This window comes from Flagellimonas iocasae, assembly GCF_042682725.1.
Classification (GTDB): Bacteria; Bacteroidota; Bacteroidia; order Flavobacteriales; family Flavobacteriaceae; genus Flagellimonas; species Flagellimonas iocasae.
Genome location: NZ_JBHUHU010000003.1, coordinates 906,097 through 927,073 on the forward strand (window position 1 = coordinate 906,097; position 20,977 = coordinate 927,073).

The 20,977-nt window shown below is 42.0% G+C and carries 21 protein-coding genes; 9 read left to right on the plus strand and 12 right to left on the minus strand.

The features are described from left to right. Positions 1–2 precede the first annotated feature (2 nt). Positions 3–467, minus strand: coding sequence for an ASCH domain-containing protein (locus ACFSJE_RS11325; protein ID WP_379831084.1), 465 nt, complete (start codon positions 465–467; stop codon positions 3–5). Between the two features lie 156 nt (positions 468–623). Here ACFSJE_RS11325 and ACFSJE_RS11330 point away from each other — a divergent pair, with 156 nt between their 5' ends. The 6 genes from ACFSJE_RS11330 to nadD all read left to right on the plus strand — a co-directional run bounded on the left by ACFSJE_RS11330 (position 624) and on the right by nadD (position 5,320). Further along, a complete protein-coding gene (locus ACFSJE_RS11330) occupies positions 624–1,676 on the plus strand; it encodes a sugar phosphate isomerase/epimerase family protein (protein WP_379831085.1) in 1,053 nt (350 codons plus the stop codon). Next, positions 1,673–2,440, plus strand: a complete 768-nt coding sequence (locus ACFSJE_RS11335; protein WP_379831086.1) for a 3-keto-disaccharide hydrolase — start codon at positions 1,673–1,675, stop codon at positions 2,438–2,440. The genes ACFSJE_RS11330 and ACFSJE_RS11335 overlap by 4 nt, the downstream gene beginning before the upstream one ends. A 1-nt stretch (position 2,441) precedes the next feature. Beyond that, positions 2,442–3,197: a 3-keto-disaccharide hydrolase gene (locus ACFSJE_RS11340; RefSeq protein ID WP_379831087.1), complete on the plus strand. Its 756-nt coding sequence runs from the start codon at positions 2,442–2,444 to the stop codon at positions 3,195–3,197. A gap of 80 nt (positions 3,198–3,277) precedes the next feature. Then, a complete protein-coding gene (locus ACFSJE_RS11345; protein ID WP_379831088.1) occupies positions 3,278–4,135 on the plus strand; it encodes a YicC/YloC family endoribonuclease in 858 nt (285 codons plus the stop codon). Continuing rightward, entirely contained in the window at positions 4,132–4,731 is a 600-nt protein-coding gene (gene gmk / locus ACFSJE_RS11350) for a guanylate kinase (protein WP_379831089.1), read from the plus strand. The genes ACFSJE_RS11345 and gmk overlap by 4 nt, the downstream gene beginning before the upstream one ends. A 4-nt stretch (positions 4,732–4,735) precedes the next feature. Continuing rightward, positions 4,736–5,320 (plus strand): nicotinate (nicotinamide) nucleotide adenylyltransferase, encoded by a 585-nt coding sequence (gene nadD / locus ACFSJE_RS11355; protein ID WP_379831090.1) that lies wholly within the window; start codon positions 4,736–4,738, stop codon positions 5,318–5,320. Between the two features lie 12 nt (positions 5,321–5,332). On the opposite strand, the gene ACFSJE_RS11360 is transcribed toward nadD, so the two are convergent. The 3 genes from ACFSJE_RS11360 to ACFSJE_RS11370 form a co-directional block, all read right to left on the minus strand. Further along, positions 5,333–6,019, minus strand: coding sequence for a DUF6503 family protein (locus tag ACFSJE_RS11360; RefSeq protein ID WP_379831091.1), 687 nt, complete (start codon positions 6,017–6,019; stop codon positions 5,333–5,335). Positions 6,020–6,063: 44 nt separating this feature from the next. Next, complete coding sequence (locus ACFSJE_RS11365; protein WP_379831092.1) at positions 6,064–8,346, minus strand: inorganic phosphate transporter; 2,283 nt, start codon at positions 8,344–8,346, stop codon at positions 6,064–6,066. Between the two features lie 73 nt (positions 8,347–8,419). Further along, positions 8,420–9,607: a porin gene (locus tag ACFSJE_RS11370; RefSeq protein WP_379831093.1), complete on the minus strand. Its 1,188-nt coding sequence runs from the start codon at positions 9,605–9,607 to the stop codon at positions 8,420–8,422. Between the two features lie 353 nt (positions 9,608–9,960). Between ACFSJE_RS11370 and dgt the strand changes: the two genes are divergently transcribed. Further along, a complete protein-coding gene (gene dgt / locus ACFSJE_RS11375; RefSeq protein WP_379831094.1) occupies positions 9,961–11,319 on the plus strand; it encodes a dGTP triphosphohydrolase in 1,359 nt (452 codons plus the stop codon). On the opposite strand, the gene ACFSJE_RS11380 is transcribed toward dgt, so the two are convergent. Both ACFSJE_RS11380 and dxs read right to left on the minus strand, forming a co-directional pair. Next, positions 11,316–12,380: a DUF3078 domain-containing protein gene (locus ACFSJE_RS11380; protein WP_379831095.1), complete on the minus strand. Its 1,065-nt coding sequence runs from the start codon at positions 12,378–12,380 to the stop codon at positions 11,316–11,318. The genes dgt and ACFSJE_RS11380 overlap by 4 nt on opposite strands. Beyond that, positions 12,371–14,149, minus strand: a complete 1,779-nt coding sequence (dxs, locus tag ACFSJE_RS11385; protein WP_379831096.1) for a 1-deoxy-D-xylulose-5-phosphate synthase — start codon at positions 14,147–14,149, stop codon at positions 12,371–12,373. Before dxs ends, ACFSJE_RS11380 begins: the two co-directional genes overlap by 10 nt. An 83-nt stretch (positions 14,150–14,232) precedes the next feature. On the opposite strand from dxs, the gene ACFSJE_RS11390 reads away from it, so the two are divergent. Next, a complete protein-coding gene (locus ACFSJE_RS11390; RefSeq protein WP_379831097.1) occupies positions 14,233–14,682 on the plus strand; it encodes a nucleoside deaminase in 450 nt (149 codons plus the stop codon). A gap of 51 nt (positions 14,683–14,733) precedes the next feature. Here the strand turns inward: ACFSJE_RS11390 and ACFSJE_RS11395 are convergent, their stop codons facing one another. The 6 genes from ACFSJE_RS11395 to aspS form a co-directional block, all read right to left on the minus strand. Further along, positions 14,734–14,928 (minus strand): cold-shock protein, encoded by a 195-nt coding sequence (locus ACFSJE_RS11395; RefSeq protein ID WP_379831098.1) that lies wholly within the window; start codon positions 14,926–14,928, stop codon positions 14,734–14,736. Positions 14,929–15,007: 79 nt separating this feature from the next. Continuing rightward, a complete protein-coding gene (locus ACFSJE_RS11400) occupies positions 15,008–15,271 on the minus strand; it encodes a hypothetical protein (protein WP_379831099.1) in 264 nt (87 codons plus the stop codon). After that, positions 15,268–17,061, minus strand: coding sequence for a chloride channel protein (locus ACFSJE_RS11405; RefSeq protein WP_379831100.1), 1,794 nt, complete (start codon positions 17,059–17,061; stop codon positions 15,268–15,270). The genes ACFSJE_RS11400 and ACFSJE_RS11405 overlap by 4 nt, the downstream gene beginning before the upstream one ends. 18 nt (positions 17,062–17,079) lie before the next feature. Continuing rightward, on the minus strand, positions 17,080–17,907 hold the full coding sequence (locus ACFSJE_RS11410) for a tetratricopeptide repeat protein (RefSeq protein WP_379831101.1): 828 nt from the start codon (positions 17,905–17,907) through the stop codon (positions 17,080–17,082). After that, entirely contained in the window at positions 17,879–18,418 is a 540-nt protein-coding gene (locus ACFSJE_RS11415) for a hypothetical protein (RefSeq protein WP_379831102.1), read from the minus strand. The genes ACFSJE_RS11410 and ACFSJE_RS11415 overlap by 29 nt, the downstream gene beginning before the upstream one ends. Before the next feature lie 19 nt (positions 18,419–18,437). Continuing rightward, positions 18,438–20,186, minus strand: coding sequence for an aspartate--tRNA ligase (gene aspS / locus ACFSJE_RS11420; RefSeq protein ID WP_379831103.1), 1,749 nt, complete (start codon positions 20,184–20,186; stop codon positions 18,438–18,440). Between the two features lie 378 nt (positions 20,187–20,564). Here aspS and ACFSJE_RS11425 point away from each other — a divergent pair, with 378 nt between their 5' ends. After that, positions 20,565–20,915 (plus strand): toxin-antitoxin system YwqK family antitoxin, encoded by a 351-nt coding sequence (locus tag ACFSJE_RS11425; protein ID WP_379831104.1) that lies wholly within the window; start codon positions 20,565–20,567, stop codon positions 20,913–20,915. Positions 20,916–20,977 lie beyond the last annotated feature (62 nt).

The following is a 20,977-nucleotide window of genomic DNA, read 5'->3' on the forward strand; positions in this document are numbered from 1 at the left end:
TTTTATCGTTTATAGAGCAATTCAATCTGCTGAAACACCACGATCATACTCTCGCGCGGAATCTTCCCGAAGGAGGCAAGTTCACGGGAAAAGAAGGACCAATGTGTCTTTTTCCAATGGTCAAGGCTTTTATCACCTTCACCCTCCAACCGGGCCTGTTCTTCCCGAACGGCAAAATAGGGAACCAGTTTTACAGCGGTGGTGCGAATGATGCATTTGGCTTTTCCCTCCCAATCGGTGACCACAGAAAACTCTCCAATCTTGGGTAGGGGCTCATTCCGTTGTTGCAATCCAATCAAAGACTGAGAAACAGCTCTTTTGGTTTCTTTGCAGATTAAGTCGACACAAGTATTTGCATCTGTTTCATTATCGTAAAACTTAACGACCTTGGGAGCATCTTTTGAAGCAAACTCCAAATGGGCGTCCAAAAAATCGCCCCACAGATTACGGGCAGATGCATTTTCCATAAGAGGTATTTAAAAGACTTTATGTTGTTTTTATTGTTGGCGAATTCCTATATTTATGTCTTCTCCATGGGAAGTAAAAATATCATAGAATTTTTTTAAATATAGAAGATAAATCACAATATTTTGAGGATTTATTGATTCTTAAAACCAATTTAAATGAAAACAATCAAAGGACCGGCTGTATTCTTAGCACAGTTTGTGGACAGTCAACCCCCGTTCAATTCGTTGGATGGATTATGTAAATGGGCATCTAGCCTTGGCTATAAAGGAATTCAAATACCCACTTGGGAATCGTTTCTGATTGATTTGGACAAAGCCGCCGAAAGTCAGGATTATTGTGACGAGCTCAAAGGTAAAATTAACTCCTACGGGCTAGAGATAACCGAGTTGTCCACACACTTGCAAGGACAGTTGGTTGCCGTTCATCCTGCCTATGACATTATGTTCGACAACTTTGCACCAGCGGAACTTCATGGAAAACCCAAGGAACGCACAAAATGGGCCATTGAGACCGTAAAAAAAGCCGCAACTGCCAGCAGACGGCTTGGGTTGAATGCCCATGCTACTTTCTCGGGAGCTTTGCTTTGGCATACCATGCACCCTTGGCCGCAAAGGCCTCCTGGTTTGGTTGAAATGGGTTTTGAAGAATTGGCCAAAAGATGGATGCCTATCCTGAACCACTTTGATGAAGAAGGTGTGGACGTTTGTTATGAAATTCACCCAGGAGAGGATTTGCATGATGGAGATACCTTTGAACGATTCCTAAAAGCCACTGGAAACCACAAACGGGTAAATATTTTGTATGACCCGAGCCATTTCGTGCTTCAACAATTGGATTACATTGAGTATATCGACTTTTATCATGAATTCATTAAATCATTCCATGTGAAGGATTCCGAATTCAATCCAACTGGAAAAAAAGGAGCCTTTGGAGGGTATAACGATTGGGGAAATAGAGCAGGCCGATATCGTTCTTTGGGTGATGGTCAAATCGATTTTAAGACCATTTTCTCTAAACTCACCCAATACGGATGTGATGTTTGGGCCGTCATGGAATGGGAGTGCTGCATCAAGAGTCCAGAGCAAGGGGCTAGGGAAGGAGCCAAATTTATTCAAGACCATATTATTGAGGCTACCCAAAAAACCTTTGATGATTTCGCAGGGGCTGATGTAGATACAGAAAAGCTTAAAAGAATACTCGGACTATGAAAAAAGTAGTAGGAATTGTCTTTGCAGTGCTGGTTTTGGCCTGTAAAGGAAAACAGGAGAAGCAAGGTGAGGTTGATTCGGACCCAATGGCCGGTAGTGAAGAAAGGATGCCTCCCCCGGCACCCATAGACGAGGGGACTGTTCTGTTCGATGGTTCATCTTTTGATGGCTGGCACATTTTCAATGGCGCGGAAGTAGGGGCACCTTGGAAGTTGGAAGATGGCGCCATGATTTTTGACCCTACTTTGGATGAATCCAAAGGGAAACACTACAATCTGGTAACAGATAAAGAATATACCAATTTTCAACTTTCATTGGAATGGATGGTAACCGAAGGAGCCAACAGTGGCGTCATGTGGGGTGTTGTGGAAGGTGAAAAATATGACGAACCCTATAGAACTGGACCTGAAATTCAAGTGCTGGACAATATTGGCCATCCTGATGGAAAGAATGGACCAACCCGCCAAGCTGGAGCGTTGTATGATATGATTCCAACTGATTCAACTGCGGTAAAACCGGTTGGGGAATGGAACCGGATGGTGATTACCATCAACCATGAAACCAATGAGGGCAGTGTGGTTCTAAACGATAACACCGTGGCGGAGTTTCCAGTAAATGGAGATGCATGGAAAGAAATGGTTTCCAAATCCAAGTTTGCTGATTGGGAGGATTTTGGGAAATTCAAAACCGGGAAGATTGGCCTTCAACACCACGGAGAGCCCATCGTAATTGGCTATAGAAACATTAAAATTAAAGAACTATAACATGTTGAAAGTAAAGAATACCCTTATCGCACTTTGCACTCTTGCAGGAGGATTCATCTTCGCTCAAGAGGTGGAGCCAACCAAACCAGAGGCCACTGAATTTTATGAGCCTGTTGTGCCTGTTGTAACGCCGGGAAAAGATGGCGCTCCACCTAGTGATGCCATAGTACTTTTCGATGGCAATAATTTGGACAATTGGATCAGTGCTGCGGATAGTACTGCAGCCAAATGGACAGTGAACAAAGATGGGAGCATGACGGTGAAGGACAGAACTGGAGACATCCAGACCAAACAAAATTTTGGAAGTGTTCAGCTTCATATCGAATGGAAATCACCCGCTGAAGTTAACGGTGAAGGACAGCATAGAGGCAATAGTGGAATCTTTCTTTCTGGATTGTACGAAGTACAGGTGTTGGACAACAATAACAACGATACCTATGTAAATGGTCAGGTGGGGTCCATTTACAAACAACATACCCCATTGGCCATGGCTTCGGTCCCAACAGGAAATTGGAACACTTACGATATCATTTACCATGAGCCCGTTTTTGAGAAGGGCCAAAAAGTTAAATCAGGGACCCTTACCGTGATTCATAATGGAGTGCTTATCCAAGATCATGTGGAGATTAAAGGAACCACTCCGTATATAGGATGGCCTAAGAATCCCGTACATGGAGATGGTCCACTTCGCCTTCAAGACCACGGAGACAACAGTAGGGTAAGCTACAGAAACATTTGGGTAAGGGAATTGGAATAATTCCATTTTAAACTCCACTTTCACAGGGTCAAGGGGCCAAAAGCTATTTTGGTTACCTTTGGCAAAATATCTATTTCTATATGATTCAATCCATGACCGGTTTTGGGAAGCATGTGGCGCAGCTTCCATCCAAGAAAATTACTGTGGAACTTAAATCACTCAACAGTAAAAGTTTGGACATCAATGCCAGAATTCCCCAATCCTATCGCGAGAAGGAGTTGGAGCTTCGTAAAATGATCGCGGATGTACTTATCCGCGGAAAGGTAGACCTAGGGCTCTATGTTGAGATAACCGGAGAGGAAACCACAGCAGAGGTCAACAAGGGTATGGTTAAGAAGTATATGGAACAATTGGCCCAGATAGCCGAAGGGGACGATATTAAACTTTTGGAATTGGCACTGCGGATGCCAGACACCCTTAAAACCGATAAGGACGATATTGACGAAACCGAGTATGAAGCCATAAAAGATGCCATGAAACAGGCCCTATCCGAGATTACTGTCTTCCGGAATGAAGAAGGCAAGGTGCTGGAACAGGATTTTGTGGAACGCATCAAAAATTTGACCTCGTTACTTGAGCAAGTCAATGCCATGGATCCCGAACGTTTGGCCACCGTGCGCGAGCGTTTGGAACGGGCTGTGGGTGATCTAAAGGTTGAAGTGGACGCCAATCGGTTTGAACAAGAACTCATTTACTACTTGGAAAAATACGATGTTACCGAGGAAAAGGTGCGTCTGGCCAATCACTTGAACTATTTTGAAGCTACCTTGAAATCAGATGATTCCAATGGAAAAAAGTTGGGGTTCATCGCCCAAGAAATTGGTAGGGAAATCAACACCATAGGTTCCAAAGCCAACTATGCACCTATGCAGCAGTTGGTGGTACAGATGAAGGATGAATTGGAAAAAATCAAGGAACAAATGCTGAATGTACTATGACAAAGGGGGGTAAACTTATTATTTTTTCGGCGCCTTCGGGCAGTGGAAAAACTACCATTGTCAAGTATTTGCTCGACCAGCCCGAACTTAATCTGGCTTTTTCCATTTCGGCAACATCCCGTCCTCGAAGAGGAAAGGAGAAACACGGCGAGAATTATTACTTCATGTCCATTTCTGAGTTTAAAAAGCATATTAAGCAAGGCGACTTTTTGGAGTGGGAAGAAGTGTATCGTGATAATTTTTATGGAACTCTGAAGGAAGAGGTAGAACGTCTTTGGTCCGAAGGAAAGAATGTCATTTTTGATATTGATGTTTCCGGTGGACTTCGCATAAAAAAGAAGTTTCCGGAAGAAACCTTGGCGGTCTTTGTAAAACCTCCCAGTGTGGATGAGTTGAAAATCCGATTGAAAAAGCGAAGCACCGAAAGTGACGACAAGATAAACATGCGGATTGCAAAGGCATCCGTGGAACTTGCCACGGCCCCCCAGTTTGATAAGATCATCAAAAATTACGATTTGGATGTTGCCCTTAAGGAAGCCCATGCGTTGGTGGCGGAATTTGTAGGGGCTAAAATCCCGGACGCAAAAGAAGATTAGCACCATGAAAAAGATAGGGCTCTTCTTTGGAACATTCAACCCTATTCATATTGGCCATTTAGCGATAGCCAACCATATGGTGGAGTTTTCCGATTTGGATGAGGTTTGGTTTGTGATAACCCCACAAAGCCCATTTAAGACCAAGCAATCCCTTTTGGAGGACCATCATCGCTATCAAATGGTATACGAGGCGGTACAGGATTATCCAAAACTGAAACCAAGCAAGATTGAGTTTGACCTACCGCAACCCAATTACACCGTAAATACCTTGGTGCATTTGGATGAACATTATGGGGAAGACCATCAATTTGCGCTCATCATGGGAGAGGATAATTTGAAAAGCTTCCACAAGTGGAAAAACTTTGAAACTATTTTGGAGCAGTATTCTATTTATGTGTATCCTAGAATTTCAGAGGGAAAAATAGAACATAAGTTTGAGGGCCATCCAAAAATCACCAAGGTAGATGCACCCATTATGGAGATTTCATCCACCTTTATTCGAAGGGAACATAAAAAGGGCAAGAATGTGAGGCCTCTGCTTCCTTGCACTGTTTGGAAGTACATGGACGAGATGAACTTCTATAGGTAGAAAAGTTTTTCTCTAGGATTTGGTCAAAATATCAGTGCCAAGGTATTTGTTGTCCTTATTCAAATACCAAGCTCTTGATTTAGGCATTTTTATTCCATTGATTTCCTCCAAGCCTTCCAACAGAATATATTCCCCATCATTTTTGCTTTCATCATGGTAGAACTGGTAGACCTCCATAGCATAGGTTTCGGGATCAAAATAGAAATACCAGACATCACTGCCTACATTCTCATCATAAGTTACTTTCAATACGAGATATTCCTTGCCCTTAAAGATCTTCTTTTGCACTTTCTGATTCAAAAGCGTGCCTGGGTCCTTTAATTTCATGGGAAGCCCGTAGAGATAGGTGTAGTAGTTTTTCATCATTTGGCCGCGCTCACAAGTAAGTCGGAATTTTTCCCTGTCCTCATTGCTTATTTCTGAAGAACCGTTCAATGTGGTAGTGCAATTTCCTTTATCAAAATGATAAGTATAGGAATCACCATCTTTTTCCACCAAGAGATTAAATTGTTCTTTGGGTGCGTTAAGGGTAATCGTGCTCAATCTATCGCTGGAGTTGGGACTCTTCATGCGCACTTTAAACGAGCCATCAAAGTTCTTCCAATTGCCATTTGGATCATGAAAAGTTATGGTCTTTTCCAAAAGTTGGGTTGCCGTGATGTCTTGCGCTTGGGAAATGGCGACGAAGCACAATGCCATAAGTAAAAAGACAAGTCTCATAAAACAAACATAAGTGGGTTAGCCTATTTATCCTTGTTCTTGTCTATTCGAGCAGGTTCAACGGTGCTGTCATGCTCAGAATAGTAAAGTTCCAACAGTTTAATCGTGGCTTTTACCATATCCTTACTTTCGGTAAGCAAAGAAAAGTACAAAGTGGTATTCTTTGGACTGGTTTCCTCGGTTCTTGTACGAGCAACCTGTTTTTCAACTTTATCCAAAATCAGGTCAAAATACTTATCCTTTTCATTTAAGATACCAGCAATATTCTCAAAAGACTTTTTACTGAATGTTTCAGTTGTTTTGGCAAAAAGACCTTCTAACAGGTGATCTAGGTCCTTAAGTTCCTTGATCTGGTTGTATTTTAGTTTCTTGTGGTTGTTGAGAACGTGGGTGTAACTCACTTTGGAGATATATTCCAATGACTGGGTGAAATCTTGGAGTACGCCCAACAACGTAATGTAGAAATTACTGGCTCCACCCACACTGGATTCATCTAAATTCTTAATAAAATAGTAAAGGTTGTTTTTAAGGCCATCAACTTCTTTGGCCAGCTTTTTAACCCCTTTGTTGTTCTTTTTTAATGCCTCAAGGTCGTGCTTTGCCAGTCCGTTTATCGCTCCTGTATAAATTTTATTACTTCGTTTTACCACACTGGCAATGTTGGTGGCACTTTCTTCAATGACACCTTGAATGGAGCTGCTTTCTGCTTTTCGTAGGATGTCCTCCACTTTGGTCTCAACTTTTTTGCGCGTGTGGCTCAAATAGTTTCTTACCAAAAGAATTCCGGCGAACAATAATAGAGCGATAAGGGCAACAAAACCTCCCAAATGCAACAAATAAGCGATTGTGGCCGCAGAAACAAAGGCGCTGATGGCCGTAAAGAACCAACCTCCAATTACATTGAGCACCCCTGCCACCCTGTAAACAGCACTTTCTGAACCCCAGGCACGATCCGCCAACGAACTTCCCATGGCAACCATAAAGGTTACATATGTGGTGGACAACGGTAATTTCATGGAAGTGGCCAATGAAATAAGCACGCTCGCTACCATTAAGTTAACGGAGGCCCGTACCATATCAAAAGCAGGTAAATCCTGTGCTTTTCCTTTGGGAATATATTGATTGGGTTTCGTCAATCTTCCCGAAACCCTATCCCTAAATCCGTTGGGGATGGTATTGGACAAGCTGTCAAAGGCAGTCATGGAGAATTTTACAATCTGACGGGATAGAAAATTAGGTTGAAAACGTTCTTCTCCTTCTCCTTCACGCGCTAGATTGATCTCGGTTTCGGTCACATAGCGAGCCTTTGTTGACAACCAGAGGGTGATGATCATCACAAGACCGGAGATTAGCAACAGATAGGTCGGAGTTTGGACTGCAGCAGCAAGCCCGCCCATGGAAAATTCGGAAGCAGGTATTCCAGACGCTTGCCAATCCTGAAAAGATTGCCAGGCCGCAATGGGCACACCGATGAAATTCACCAAATCGTTACCCGCAAAGGCCATTGCCAAGGCAAAGGTTCCTAACGTAATAATGATTTTATAAACATTGAGCTTAAAAGTAGTGGTAAGGATAAAAGAGATAAGGGTCCAAAAGATAAAATTTCCCAAAAGGAACACCTCTGGTTTTGTGGAGGCCAGCTCGGTTAAGGTGCCATTGAACAAATTGGCACTTTTTAATCCCTTTACCAATATAAAATGGATAATCGCTGTAATGGCCAAACCACCAAAAACGGAACCTATCCATTTAGGTTGTTCATTGAACCGGAACGAAATCAGTAATCTGGAAAAAAATTGAACAACTGCCCCAATGGTAAATGCAATGGCCACGGATAATAATATGCCCAAAATAATCTCGGTGGCCTTTCCTGTATTGATGTAGCTTCCCAAGGCCTCAAAACCACCACCTGTTCCCGAAACTTTGATCAAGGCCATGGCAACGGCCGCGCCCAATAGTTCAAAAACAATGGAAACTGTTGTAGATGTTGGCATTCCAAGCGTGTTGAAAAAATCCAACAGCAATACATCCGTGATCATTACTGCCATAAAAATGATCATGATCTCCGCAAATACGAATTCGGATGGGTTAAAAATGCCTTTTCGCGCCACTTCCATCATACCACTGGATGACATTGCTCCCAAGGCAATGCCTATACTCGCCACCACCATTATGGTCTTAAAAGAAATAGCTTTGGATCCCAGTGCAGAATTTAGGAAGTTAACGGCGTCATTACTGACACCAACGACCAAATCTGTAATGGCCAAGACTGCCAAGGCAACCATAATTACGAGGTAAATGTTGTCCATAGTTAAAACTTCAGAAAAAATTTTTCAAATATCTTGATAATGACCTATGCTTAAGTTATGTTAAGGTTATCATTTATAGGTGTACCTCCATTTGTAAACGCCACATTAACTCATCATTTCCCATGCTTAAAGTTAAGTAACTTAAATCGGTTTGCACCTTTAATTTATGTCCTACAATATACTTGGAAACGCCCAATGTAAATTGTTTTTGATCTTCTTTTCCGGTTATTTCTTGGTTTAGATCAATATTCGTAAACCGTCCGGATATTTCCCAATTATTTTTGAAAAGATATCCCGTTTGTAGGTTTAGTGCATTTCCAACAAGAACTGTATCACCTGTTTCGGAGCCATCCGAATTAAGGGCAATGGGAGTTTCCGAGTCTCGGTCAGCATATTCGCCCATAAATGAGAACCCTTGGTATTTTAACATTGCATCCAAAAACACTGTGGAAATGTCCGTTTCAAAGAAGCCGATATCATTGACCATGTATTTTCCAAGATTACTTCGCGTTTTCACGGCGTCTTTGTTGATGTCATACGTGGCCCCGAGCATGAGTTTAATGGTTTTCTCGCGCTTCAGGTCGGCTCCAGAATAGTCCCCTTTTGATGTGAAGTTGCCGAACGGCAACAGTTCCAACCGTGTGGTGTATTGATGGCCACCAAGATTTCCTTCGGTGACATTCCTACCTTCGCCTTGGGAAAATGCAAATTTTTCACGTACCAATGTATTCTTGCCCAAGGTAAAATGGTGTCTTAGCTGAAAACCTATGTCTCTATCAATGTTGAACTGGCTATTGAGCAAAGAGCGGTCTACTTGCTGCAGGTTAGCGGAGGAAATAACCCGCTCTATATTTCCGGGAAGTTTGGTTTGACCGAACCACAGCTCAAAGTTTTGGTAAAAATTCCATTTTACCACAGCATCCATAACGTATCTAGGGGTATTTCGGGTAAATTCAGAACCTCCTGAAATATCACGATTGGATAGTCCCAACTCTATTTTGTATTGAAGTTTTGGGGAATAAACAAAACCATCGAACTTTAATCGTGCTCTGCGAACCAAAAAGTTTTGCTCGGGGTTTCCGAAACCATTATCATTTTTGCTCCAACTTGAAATAGACAGTAGTTGCATTCTTACCCCAATTTTTGAAGACCAAGTACTGTCCTTACCGGTGAGGTTCAACAAGCCATTGCCAAAAGTTGAAGGCTGATTTTCCTGTGAATACGAAAAGGGAACGTATAGAAATAGAAAGAAAGACCCCATTAGGGCTAACTTTTTGAAATTCATTACGGTACTAGTTTTTGTCACTGCAAAGAACCATACCTTGTGTTAAGTTAACGTTTATTTTATGTTATTTTAAAAAAGTTATTTCAACAAAAAAGGGCTACCTTTTTAAGGCAGCCCCTAGGATTTCGAAGAATAGTCGACAAAAACTAATATCCGTAAAGAAATCCGTTAGTTTAATTTTCAAAAATGGTTGCTTGAGATTTCTTAACTGTAATTTTAAGTTTAAGTAATCATTAAAACTTTTAATAATCTGCGATTTAGCGCCGATACGCTTTCTTTCTTTGACTTCATAAAGGTTGATCGTATATTGCACTTCAAATTTACCGCCAATGGAATGGGAACAACTACTTTCCCTAAAAAGACAGGGAGATACCCATAAACGACTTAGAAGAGAACAGGAAGAGACCCGCTTGGGTTTTGAAGTGGATTACGACCGCATCATATTTTCTTCGGCATTCCGAAGTTTACAGGATAAGACCCAAGTGGTACCCATGCCCATAAGTGTGGGCTCCACAAAGGATTTTGTACACACCCGATTGACCCATAGCTTGGAAGTTTCGGTGGTGGGCAGAAGTTTGGGTCGTATTGCCGGACAGCAAATACTTGCAAAATATCCTTATTTAAAGGAAGTGCACGGCTATCATTTCAATGATTTTGGGGCTATTGTGGCCGCTGCGGCCTTGGCCCATGATATCGGGAATCCACCATTTGGACATAGCGGTGAAAAGGCCATTGGCAATTATTTTAAGCAAGGGAATGGCAAAAAGTACAAAGGGTTACTTTCTCCGGAGGAATATCAGGATTTGGTGGATTTTGAAGGAAATGCGAACGGATTCAAACTGTTGACAGAGTCTCGTGAAGGTGTTCCCGGTGGATTACGGTTAAGCTATGCAACCTTGGGGGCTTTTATGAAATATCCCAAGGCATCCCTTCCCAAAAAGCCATCCAAACATATTGCGGATAAAAAATTCGGGTTTTTCCAGTCTGAACAGGACTTCTTTTTGGAGGTTGTAGAGGAAATAGGTCTGGTACCCAACCCCAATAATCCTGAAATCGGATTTTTTAGACATCCATTGACCTATTTGGTGGAAGCCGCAGACGATATCTGCTACACGATAATCGACTTTGAGGATGGAATTAATTTGGGACTTATTCCGGAGGAATATGCGTTGGAATACCTCATTAATTTGGTGAAGGACACCATCAACACCAAAAAATACAATGCCATGACCAATTCCAGTGACCGATTGAGTTATTTGAGGGCCTTAGCGATCAATACCCTGATCAGGGATGCTGTTGATGTTTTCGTTCAGCACGAAACCCAAATTCTCAATGGAACTTTTGATTCCGCACTGCTGGACAAAGGAAAGTATCAGCCGCAGGTGGAAGACATTATTAAATTGAGTGTGGAAAAAATCTATCAATCCATTGAAGTGGTCGACAAAGAGTTGGCCGGTTACCGAATCATTTCGGATTTGTTGGACATGTACACTATGGCATTGATCAATACCAAAGAGGGTAATGCCAGCAATTATGACGGTTTGTTAATAAGAAGCTTGCCCGAAAATTATAGGAACGCGGATACATCGGTCTATAAAATCCTATTGGATACAAGTTGTTTTGTGGCCAGCTTATCGGATAGTGCTGCAGTGCATATCCATGATAAACTGACCGGGCGTAAGATCTAGAAACTGTAAAGCAGCCCTACCCCCAACAGCTGTTTAAACTGAACTCTGGGTATTCCAGGGTCCACGACGGTGCCATCCTCCGCGACAACCTCGTCAAATTTAATATCATCGTCATAGATCAGGTGGGTACCAATATTCGCATTGATGTAATCATTGACCTTTAGGTTAAAATTCATCTCCCAATCCACATCTATGTTTCCAAAGCTGTTGAGGTAGTCCGTATATAAATTTAGCCGGTGGCTTAACTTCACATTTCTTAGGATTTCCTTTTCCCATGTATTGGTAATAAGAAAACCGAGCTCAGTCAGGAGGTTATCACCTTCATCAACACCGAAAGCACCTTGACTGGAAAGCATTTCATCCAACACAAAAGTGGATTTCATGGTAATGGGAGAGATGTAAAGGTTGAACTTATCATCTTTTGGAATATAGGAGATACCAAGACCAAGAAACAAATACCCGGGAGCCATAAAGCGGGAAATCGGATTTTCACGATCGGGATATTTAAATCCGTTTGAGAACTGCGTATTAAAATTCGCCTTTACCGAAGAGTACCAATTGGTAAGGGTGTCCTTTCTAAAACTCAAAGTGGTGGAAAGTCGAATCTGGTCATCGGTTTTACGAAGTTTCCTGCCTTCTTGGGCGTTGAGACCGTATCGCAGAATAGCTTCATTTTTCCAATTGAGGTAGCGGAATTTGTAGTTTCGGCCAAATCGCATGCTCGCCAATGCCGAAACAGAATTGTCACCCCCCGCATTCCAGTTCACAAAGGAAACCTCGTTGATGTTCATTCCAAACTCATTGATTTTTTCCCAAAACGAAGTGGGTTCAAATCGTTTGTACCATCGTCGTAATGGCTTAATGCGATTTAGAACAGTTCTTGGGTCCGTAAGTTTTGCACTTCTCGTGACGTACTTCAGCTTTACATCTTTAATGCGAACCACCTTAAACGTATAATCCGTGCTATCGGATTTAAGTTCAAAGACCTTAAAAGGGGCTACTTGGGCGCTGGCGGAAAGAATAATAGTAAGAAAAAGGACTAAAAAACAAATTAATCGCATTGGTCTAAGGTTGATTTTATATAGGAATGTAGGGTATCAAAATCTATACCAGCCAGTTGGTGCGTCTCTGGGATTGTGCCTTGTGCAACAAACTCATCGGGAATACCAAAAATTTTAACGGGATTTGAATAGTGCTCTTGATTGGCAAATTCAAGTACCGATGAACCAAATCCCCCAATTTCACAGCCGTCCTCCACGGTAATGATATGATTATATTTTTTAAAAATAGTACGGAGCGTCTTTTTATCCAAAGGTTTTATAAAACGCATATCGTAATGTCCGATGGAATCGGGGTTATTAAGGGACTCCAATAACCGTGTAATCTCGTTTCCAATGTGTCCCACTGAGAGAATTGCGATTTCTGCTCCTTCTTTTAAACAACGGGCGGTGCCAATTTCAATAGGTTCAAATTGATTTTTCCATTCCAAAGTTACGCCGCGTCCTCTTGGATACCTGATGGCAATAGGGCCACTCAATCCCATTTGTGCGGTATACATGATGTTTCTGAGTTCCATCTCGTTCATCGGGGCAAACAGGGTAAGGTTGGGGATGCATCTCAAGTAGGCGATATCAAAAACCCCGTGATGTGTTGGCCCATCCTGACCCACCAATCCAGCGCGATCCAAACAAAAAATGACTGGAAGGTTTTGCAGTGCCACATCATGAATGACCTGATCGTAGGCCCGCTGCAGAAAGGTGGAATAGATGTTGCAAAAGGGAACAAGCCCCTGGGTTGCCATTCCCGCTGCTAGGGTGACGGCATGTTGTTCTGCAATGCCCACATCAAAAGCCCTATCGGGCATTTTTTCCATCATGTATTTTAACGAGCTCCCCGTGGGCATTGCTGGGGTAATGCCTACTATTTTTTTGTTTTTTTCAGCAAGTTCTACCAATGTAAGTCCAAAAACATCCTGATATTTAGGAGGTTGTACAACTTGGGATTTCTTGAGTCGCTCCCCGGTGACTTTATCAAATTTTCCGGGAGCGTGATACACCACTTGGTCTTCTTCTGCTTTTTTCAAGCCTTTCCCTTTGGTGGTGATTACATGAAGGAGTTTGGGGCCATCAACATGTTTCAATCGCTCAAGTTCGTGGACCAACCCTTTTACGTCATGGCCATCCACTGGGCCGGAATAGGTCAAGTTTAGGCATTCGAAAATATTTTCATCCTTTGCCGTGCCTGCTTTTACATTGGTGAGGTATTTTTTCAGTGCGCCGACACTGGGATCTATTCCAATGGCATTGTCGTTGAGAACCACCAGTGCATTCACATCGGTTACCCCAAGATGGTTGAGCCCTTCAAAGGCCATTCCGCTGGCAATGGAGGCATCTCCCACTACGGCAATGTGTTGTTTGGAGGGTTTCCCATTCAATTTTGAGGCCATGGCCATTCCTAAAATGGCGGATATTGCTGTGGAGCTATGACCGGTTCCAAAATCATCGTACTTGCTTTCACTGCGTTTGGGAAAACCGCTGATTCCACCGAGCTGGCGATTGGTATCGAATATTTCCTTGCGGCCTGTCAATATTTTGTGGCCGTAGGCCTGGTGCCCCACATCCCAAATGAGTTTGTCCTCGGGAGTGTTAAAAACGTAATGCAGGGCAATGGTAAGTTCCACAACCCCAAGACTTGCTCCTAAATGCCCCTCTTTGGTAGAGACAATATCAATGATGAATTCACGCAGTTCTTGGGCGAGTTTGGGCAGCTCATCCAACGACAGTTTTTTGAGGTCTTTCGGGGAACTGATATGTGTTAAAAGCTTTTCCAATGGATAAAAAACAAAAGTACCTATAATCGGTAAAATTATTTTATGTGTAGCTTAGCCATCTCATAAAATCCTTAAAAATAATTGTGGAAAATCCGTTTGACGATACGTATTTTATGAAGAAGGCCTTGCAAGAGGCCGAAATAGCCTTTGAAAATGGGGAAGTGCCCGTTGGTGCCGTTATTGTGGTGAATAACCGAATAATTGGCAAGGCCCACAATCTTACGGAGCGATTGATGGATGTGACTGCGCATTCCGAAATGCAGGCCATTACCGCTGCTTCCAATTTTTTAGGAGGGAAATATCTACAGGGTTGTACGCTGTATGTTACACTGGAACCGTGCCAAATGTGTGCGGGTGCTTTGTACTGGAGCCAAATTTCAAAAGTGGTGTACGGCGCGAGGGACTTGGAACGTGGTTTTAATGTGATGGGTGGTCATTTACATCCCAAAACGGAAGTGGTCGGCGGAATTTTGGAAAATGAGTCAGCCGAATTGTTGAAACGTTTCTTTATTCAGCGCAGAAACCTAAACTAAATAAAAACCCCCGGCAATGCCGAGGGTTGGTTAAATCAAAATAAAATATTGTTATCCGATTACCTGCACTTGGGCAGCAACCCTTCCTTTTCTTCCTTCTTCTTCTTCGTATTCTACTTTGTCGCCGTCGTTCAACTCCACTCCGTTCAAGGCTGTTACATGAACGAAAATGTCTTTTCCTGTTTTGTCGTTAGTAATGAACCCATAACCTTTGGATCCATTAAAAAATTTTACTGTACCGGTCATTAAAAAAATAATTTGTTAAAACACGAAAATATAATTTTTTACGTCGCCTTGGATCAATATAGTATTAAATCTTAGAAAATTATTGATTCCCAGTATTTTTGCCCTCTTTCTCTCTCATTTTCATAATATTGTCCTTCGTGAGCATGTAATCTTTCATGTCTTTGTGCTTACTTTCCTTATAAAGGAAAAGCGGCATAGCCACCAAAAACAGACTAACGGTCCCCAAACCAATGAATTTATGCGCAGATTCGGTCTTTTTTTTATCCAGGGTGAACCCATAAACAATTGAAGCTAGGGAAGCTAGGGTAATGAGAACTATAATATGTTTAAACTTAATTTTCATTGGGTGTAATTGATGAGTTCGCGACGGTAGGCCGTCAACAGTTTTGATTTTGAGATAAAACCTTCGTATTTCCCATCCTTTATAACTGGAAGGTTCCAAGCACCGCTATCCTGAAACTTTTGCATTACATCAGCCATCTTATCGTTTTCGAGGTCAATGACGTTCGGTGGGGTTTGCATAACATCGGTTGCCTTGACTTTATCGTACAAAGTTTGGTCAAACATGATGGGTCTTATATCATCCATAAGAATAATTCCTAATAGCGAACCATTTTTTTCATTGATAACCGGAAAAATATTCCTTTTGGATTTAGTAACTGCTTTGTGAAGAATTTCGCCTAAGGTCATTTTAGGAAAGACAGGTAAAAAATTGCGTTCTATGACTTTATCAATCTCCATGAACATCAATACCGCGTGATCTTTATTATGGGTTATGAGCTCTCCTTTTCGAGCTAGCTGCATAGCATAAACGGAGTGTGGGTGTATATATCTTGCAATTGCATAGGAAATGGCAGCGGTCACCATTAGTGGGATGAATAGCTCGTATCCACCTGTTACTTCAGCAATTAAAAATATCGCAGTCAAAGGAGCATGCAATACCCCCGCCATGAGCGCGGTCATACCGACTAGGGTAAAATTACTTTCAGAAACAGTGTTTTTGAAAATCCCCAAGTGATTGATGAACTTAGCGACACAATTGCCCATGAGGCTGCCCATGAATAGTGTTGGAGCAAAAATACCACCTACACCTCCTGCACCGAAGGTGAGGGCACTGGCGATGATTTTAAAAGCGACAAGCCCGGCCAAAAGAAATATGACCATCCAAGGATTGTTGAGGTCCAAATCAAAGATGTTTCTTCGGAGTACCTCATGGGTATTTCCCTGTACCAAATTGTTCATGGCATCAAACCCTTCACCGTATAGCGGTGGGACCAAAAAAACAAGGATACCTATTCCGATTCCTCCGATAATCAATTTATGGATGGGAGATTTAAGCTTGTCGAATTGCTTTTGAATCCTAGTATAAGCTTCATAAAAATAAATGGATGTGATACCACCAAACACTCCAAGTATCATATAAAAAGGAACGTCCGCAATAGTGAATCCATCCACGATCTGGAATGGTAAAAGCGCGTCATCACCAAAAAAGAAATAGGAGGTGATGATAGCGGATAGGGAAGCCAAAAGGAGTGGGAGTAGGGAGGCCAATGTTAAATCCAAGCTAAAAACCTCAATGGCAAAAACAATGGCGGCAATGGGAGCCTTAAAAATTGAGGATAAGGCTCCTGCTGAAGCACAACTGATCAGAAGAATCCGTGTAGCGTGATTTAAATGTAATGCCCTGGCAATGTTAGAGCTAATGGCGGCCCCGGTGGCCACGGTTGGACCTTCAAGACCTACAGACCCTCCAAAACCTACTGTGATTGGTGCGGTTAGTATGGAGCCGAACATTTGACTTCGGTCCATGATTCCCTTTCTTTTGGAAATGGCATACAAGGTGGACGGAATGCCGTGGCTTACCTTTTTTCGGATAACATATTTGATGATGACATAGACCAAGGCAAGACCAATGATGGGAAACACAAAGTAGAATGCATGGTGATAATATTGCACAAGCTTACCTTCCATTAAGTGTTGAAAAAAGTGTGTGAGGTTTTTTAATACCACGGCACCCATTCCGGAGGTGAACCCAACCAAAATGCTCAGTATGGCCACAAATTGGGTGTGTGATACGTGTTTGGCACGCCATAAAAGAAATCGGGTTAGTAACTTTTTCTTTTTGTTGGACATGTTCAATTAAAAATTAAATTACGCATCCAATTTTTTTTCGAGTTCATCCAAATCTTCCCAATAAACCTGCCGCAGGGCCTCAACATAATTTCTTCGATTGTAAAATCCCAATTCAAAATCTTCTTTCGCTGCTTTAATGTATGCTTTTGCCGAATCTATTTGCCCACTTTCACTTAAAATTTTAGAAAGATAATATTTGGCATCGGCAGATCTAGTGGAATATTGCAATATTTTGTTGAAATTGAGTTTGGCTTCTTCTCTATTTCCCATTTCGTAGTAGGCTATTCCGCGATACAGGAATGCTTCCAACTCTACCCAATCCTCACCAGTTTCCTCAGTCTCTTTTTGTATATGCTTATCGTAGTATTGGATGCTATTTTTATAGTCTTTCAGTCCTAAATAGGCCATTCCACGCCAAAAATCAATGCTGTGTCCAGCAACATAATCCACAAAATCTGGCGTAAGCGCATCCGCAGCATCTAAATCTTCAATGGCTTTTTTGTAATCCCGGTATGATTTTAAATATATTACACCTCTCGACATTAACCAGGTTTTTGGGTCGTGTTTCACGGCGCGGTCAAACAATGGTTTCCATTTATGTGGTAAGCCTCTTTTAAGATAGGCCACCGAAAGCTCTCGTATTGCTTCGGCATACGTGGTATCGATAAGGGTCGCTTTTTCTATCAACTGCATGCACTTGGGTGTGCCTTGGCCGTATTGTAGGGCTTCTTTAAAAACTTCTTCAGCCATGGCCCTTCGTTCTTCTGGGGTGAGCTCTGGGCTGTCTCCACAGGAAAATCCAATCAGCAGAATGAGACTAAGGCAATATTTCCATAATTTCTCCATCCTCTATTCTATAGGTTAAGAACATATAGGAATCCGAAGGTTTATCGAATATGATATTTGGATTCCATCTTTTAAGTTGGGTTGTAAGATCAAAAAGTTGAGCTACCATTTTTGGATTCAACTTTGTTGGGACTAATTCCAGATTGTTTTCATGGATGACGTATCGCCCAGCTTGCCCCTCACAATTTATAACAAAGCGAATGGTAAGGTAACCTGAATCTTGGTATCCTTCATTTTTGTAGTTCTGCAGAATGAAATTTCGTAGCCCATTTTTCCCTTTGCTATAGGTGGCTTCTTTTGGATTGTAATATTGATTAATTCGCTCCTCGTCGCAGACCTTGAAGCCTTTGTTCAGTCGGGCTTCTGAGGGATCAATATATCCAATACTGTGAAGATACTTGGTGGTATCAACTTGAAAAGGTTCTTCTTTCTTACTGAGGTTGCAACCAGATATCATACCCAAGGTCAACAAAAAAGTTGAACATAGCATGCCATTTATTGCTTTATCCATATCGAAAGATACAGAAAGTTTACATATCAATTTTTAGATGAAGTTCCTTTAATTGTTCATCATCAATCGTTGCTGGGGCATCTATCATAACATCCCTGCCGCTGTTGTTCTTAGGGAAGGCGATAAAATCGCGAATGGTCTCTTGACCACCCAAGATGGCCACCAATCGGTCCAAACCAAAAGCGATACCGCCATGAGGAGGTGCACCATACTGGAAGGCATCCATCAAAAATCCGAACTGGGCCTTGGCCTCTTCTGGAGTAAAGCCCAAATGTTTGAACATGGTTGCTTGTACCTGTTTATCATGGATACGGATGGAACCTCCACCAATCTCATTTCCGTTCAACACTAAATCGTAAGCGTTGGCTTTAACAGCACCAGGGTCGGTCTCCAAAAGTTCCAACTGCCCCGGTTTGGGTGATGTGAACGGGTGGTGCATGGCGTGGTAGGTGCCTGTTTCTTCATCGAGTTCCAACAACGGAAAGTCAACAACCCAAAGCGGAGCAAATTCATCTGGTTTACGCAAACCAAGACGGTTGGCCAATTCCATCCTAAGTGCGCTCAATTGTGAACGTGTCTCATTGGCGTTACCCGAAAGCACACAAATAAGGTCTCCCGGTTTAGCTCCAGTCACTTCGGCCCACTTGCCCAAATCTTGTTCATCGTAGAATTTATCCACAGAAGATTTGTAGCTGCCGTCTTCGTTGCATTTTACATAGACCATACCCTTGGCTCCTACCTGAGGTCGCTTCACCCAATCGATGAGGGCATCTATTTCTTTTCGAGTATATTCTGAAGCTCCGGGAATAGCAATACCAACCACCAATTCTGCGGAGTTAAAGACATTGAAATCTTTGTGCTGGGCAACCTCGTTCAATTCCCCGAATTGCATCCCAAATCGGATATCGGGTTTATCATTACCGTACAAACGCATGGCATCATCAAAGGTCATTCTGGGGAATTCTTCAATTTCCACACCTTTGATTTCTTTCAAGAGGTGTTTGGTTAGACCTTCAAAAGTGTTGAGGATATCTTCCTGCTCCACAAAGGCCATTTCACAATCTATCTGGGTAAACTCAGGTTGACGGTCGGCCCGTAAATCTTCATCCCTAAAACATTTTACAATCTGGAAGTATTTGTCCATTCCACCCACCATCAACAACTGTTTGAAAGTCTGGGGCGATTGGGGCAAGGCGTAAAATTGACCTTCATTCATGCGGCTTGGCACCACAAAGTCACGCGCACCTTCCGGGGTGGATTTAATGAGATATGGAGTTTCCACATCAATAAAACCTTGGTCGGTAAGATATTTACGCACTTCCATGGTCACTTTGGACCTGAAAATGAGGTTGTTCTTTACCGGATTCCTTCGGATATCCAGGTAGCGATATTTCATTCGGATGTCTTCGCCTCCATCAGTGTCATCCTCGATGGTGAACGGAGGCAAAAGGGATTTGTTCAAAATCGTAAGCTCGGTGACCAAAACCTCAATCTCTCCCGTAGGGATATTTGGGTTTTTGGAGGCCCGTTCAATCACCTGTCCTTTTGCTTGGATTACGGTTTCCCGGCCGAGTTCACGGGCTTTTTCCAAGAGGTCTTTTGAGGTTCTATCCGCATCAAAAACCAACTGAGTAATGCCGTAGCGATCTCGTAGATCAACCCAAACCACAAAACCTTTATCCCGCAGTTTATGGACCCAACCACTCAATACAACTTCTGAACCGATATCTGATGCCCTCAAGGCTCCGCAAGTAGTGCTTCTGTACATGTTATTCGTTCTGGAGGGCAAATTTAATAGGAATACCGAAATGAATGGTCAGTTAGCGGCATTTTCTGTTGATGGGGAGTTTTTTCCAGTGAGTTCAATTGAAATTTTAAGACTTTATTGGATGATATTTAACTAACTTTTTCTTAACTTTAAATTTACATTGAAGCGTGTTGATTCGGAAAAATGACCGATTTCCTCGATTAAACTGAATCTAACCTCCAATAAAAAATCACATTAAAATATTGATATACAATTATATACATTTTTAATGTTAACTTAATGTAAATTAAATGTTATTTAAATATTTATTTAATGTAAAATTTAAATACATTTGTGGCGTTATTGATTGAGAAAGAATGTTTTAAAAACCCATAAACTATGAAGAAAGCAATATTTATTTTGGCAGTGATGTTTTCGGTTTGTATGTATCCACAAGATACAGAACCGACTTTGGAAAAAGTGGGGAAAATGGTAAAAGCTACATATTTTCACGAAAACGGTGAAATAGCACAAACTGGCTATTTAATGAAAGGTAAACTACACGGCGAATGGCTGATGTATGATGCAAACGGTAAAAAACTCGCCTCTGGTACGTATGAAAACGGTACAAGAGTAGGCAAGTGGTTCTTTTGGGAAGGTGATGTTTTGAAGGAAGTTGATTTTTCAGACAATCGTATTGTCAATGTAAAAAACTGGAACCAGTCAGAAGTTGTTTCAATAGACAATTAAAACAATACTGTAATGAAGTAAAAAGCCCCGACCATTGGTCGGGGCTTTTTTATTTGTGCTCA